The organism is Lentiprolixibacter sp. (genome assembly GCF_982873095.1).
In genome coordinates this window covers 24,843-27,283 of the sequence record NZ_CEYNTP010000008.1, presented here as the reverse complement: position 1 = coordinate 27,283, position 2,441 = coordinate 24,843, and the positions used below count along the sequence as shown (strand labels likewise).

The following is a 2,441-nucleotide window of genomic DNA, read 5'->3' as shown; positions in this document are numbered from 1 at the left end:
CCAGGGACTCCTTCCATTTGCTGAAAATGAGTTTCCGCGCAAGTCCCAGTTTCTTTTCGTACCACCAGCCATTGGCCTCATAGGGTTCGTATTTAAGCCCCAGTTCTACGGCCCAGAAGAAAAGGCCTTTTTTTATTCCCGTGAGTTCTGCTCCTCTGGCAATGATCTTGTCATATACCTTCTCCAACAACCGTGGGACCACGGTCATCACATTGGGCTTCACTTCTTTCAGGTTGTCCCCTATTTTATCCAGCCCTTCGGCAAAATACACACTGATGCCGCAATAGAGGTAGAGGTACATCACCATCCGTTCAAAGATGTGGCAAATGGGTAAGAAACTTAGCGAGCTTGCCCCGTGTTCGAAGGGGACCCGCTCTTTACTGGCCAGGGTGTTGGAAACGATATTCCAGTGAGAAAGCATTACGCCTTTTGGCCTTCCGGTAGTCCCGGAGGTATAGATCAAAGTGGCCAGGTCTTCTGGCTGAACAGCATCCTTCCTCGCCTCGACTTCGGACTGGTTGCTGTCGTCAGCACCCAATTCCAATAACTCTCCCCAGTGCTTACAATCCGAAAGCTTATCAAAGGAGTACACTTCTTTAAGGGAAGGGATCTGGTCCCGCACAGCTTTAACCTTCTGATAGACTTCCTCGCAGGACACAAACACGTATGTGGATTCGGAATGGTTTAGGATATAGGCGTAATCTTCTTCAGATATGGTAGGGTAGATCGGAACATTCTGGGCGCCGACCTGAAGTACACCAATGTCCATGATGTTCCATTCTGTCCGATTGGTCATGGAGATCACGGCAATCTTATCATTGGCCTTAACCCCCATTCGCAGCAAGGCCCTGCTTACTGCATTGGATTTATCCACAAATTCCTGGCTCGAAGTGACCACCCACTTCCCATCGTATTTGGTTACCAGGGCTTTGTCCAGGTTGTAGTTTTCGAGTTGGTAATAAGCGAATTCGAATAAACGAGTGATATTTTGCATAAGAAGTTGCTGAACGATTATTGCAAAATAGGAAAAGACGGGCGGATATTAAAATTCAAGTAGTTATGAGTTCTTCGTTATCCACTTCCGCGCATTGATAAAGGCTTGGATCCATGGAGATATCTGATCTTCCCGGTCCTTAGGGTAGTGTGCCCAGTTCCATGGAAATATCGATCGCTCTATATGCGGCATGGTCACCAGGTGCCTCCCCGTACTGTCGCACATCATGGCCGTGTTGTAATCACTTCCATTGGGATTGGCGGGGTATGCGGCGTAGCCATATTTGGCTACTATATCGTACCGATCTTCCGCGTAGGGCAGGCTGAACTTACCTTCTCCATGGGAGATCCATACCCCAAGTGTACTCCCGGCAAGGTTGGAAAGCATCACCGAATTATTCGGCTGAATGGTCACCGAGGTAAAATTACTTTCGTGTTTGTGTGAATCGTTAAAGGTCATCCTGCCGTGTTCCTCGTGATCCGGATTAATGAGATCGAGTTCCATAAACAACTGACAACCGTTGCAGATCCCCACACTAAGGGTGTCTTCCCTGTCAAAGAAATTCCTCAGGGCTTTGCGGGCTTTCTCGTTGTATTTAAATGCCCCGGCCCATCCCTTGGCACTTCCCAGGACATCCGAGTTGGAAAAGCCCCCAACCGCGCCGATAAACTGGATGTCTTCCAGCGTTTCCCGACCGGAGATCAGGTCGGTCATGTGCACATCCTTTACCTCAAAACCAGCCAGATACAAGGCGTGGGCCATTTCCCGTTCTGAATTGCTCCCCTTTTCCCGGAGAATAGCCGCCTTGGGCTTCACTCCATTACCAACACCTTTCCACGCCCCTGAAAACCCTGAAGGAAACTGGTAGCGCAGGGGTTGGTCGGCATAATTGTCATAGCGCTCCCTGGCCAGGGAATTTGCCGTTTGCTTGTCATCCAGAAGATAAGAGGTCTTGTACCAGCATTTGCGCAACGCCGCAATATCCAGCTGCAGATGGTCTTTACCATTGCGAATGTCCATTACGGCCTCAGCCTTAACCTTCCCTATCCGGAACCAGGAGATGCCTGCCTCATCCATCACTGACTCAACATCCTTATTACTGGCCTGGAAGACCACCCCGGCATTTTCTGAGAACAGCAATTTTGTGGTATCCGTTTCACCCAACCCGCTGAGATCGATCTGCGCCCCAAGCTCCAGGTCGGCAAAACACATTTCGAGCAGGGTGGTAATTAGCCCGCCTGAGGCTACATCATGTCCGGCAAGGACCATCCCTTGTGCTATCAGTTCCTGAAGGGTATTAAATGCCCGGGCAAAGAAACTGGTATCCTTTACTGTAGGGGCTTCTTTTCCTACTTTGTTCAGGATCTGTGAAAAGGAGGAGCCCCCTAGTTTGAAATTGTCCTGTGAGAAGTTCAGGTAGTACAGTTCCCCACCCCCTTTTTGTAGC

General features: G+C 49.5%; 2 protein-coding genes. Both read right to left on the bottom strand.

Annotated elements, in window-relative coordinates; translation table 11 throughout:
* Window positions 1–994: AMP-dependent synthetase/ligase (locus tag AC4E7D_RS01300; RefSeq protein WP_490171994.1), on the bottom strand; the 994-nt coding region annotated here is incomplete at its 3' end.
* A gap of 63 nt (window positions 995–1,057) precedes the next feature.
* Window positions 1,058–2,441, bottom strand: a 1,384-nt coding sequence (locus AC4E7D_RS01295) for a phosphoribosylformylglycinamidine synthase subunit PurQ (RefSeq protein ID WP_490171993.1), incomplete at its 5' end; no start/stop codon positions are given.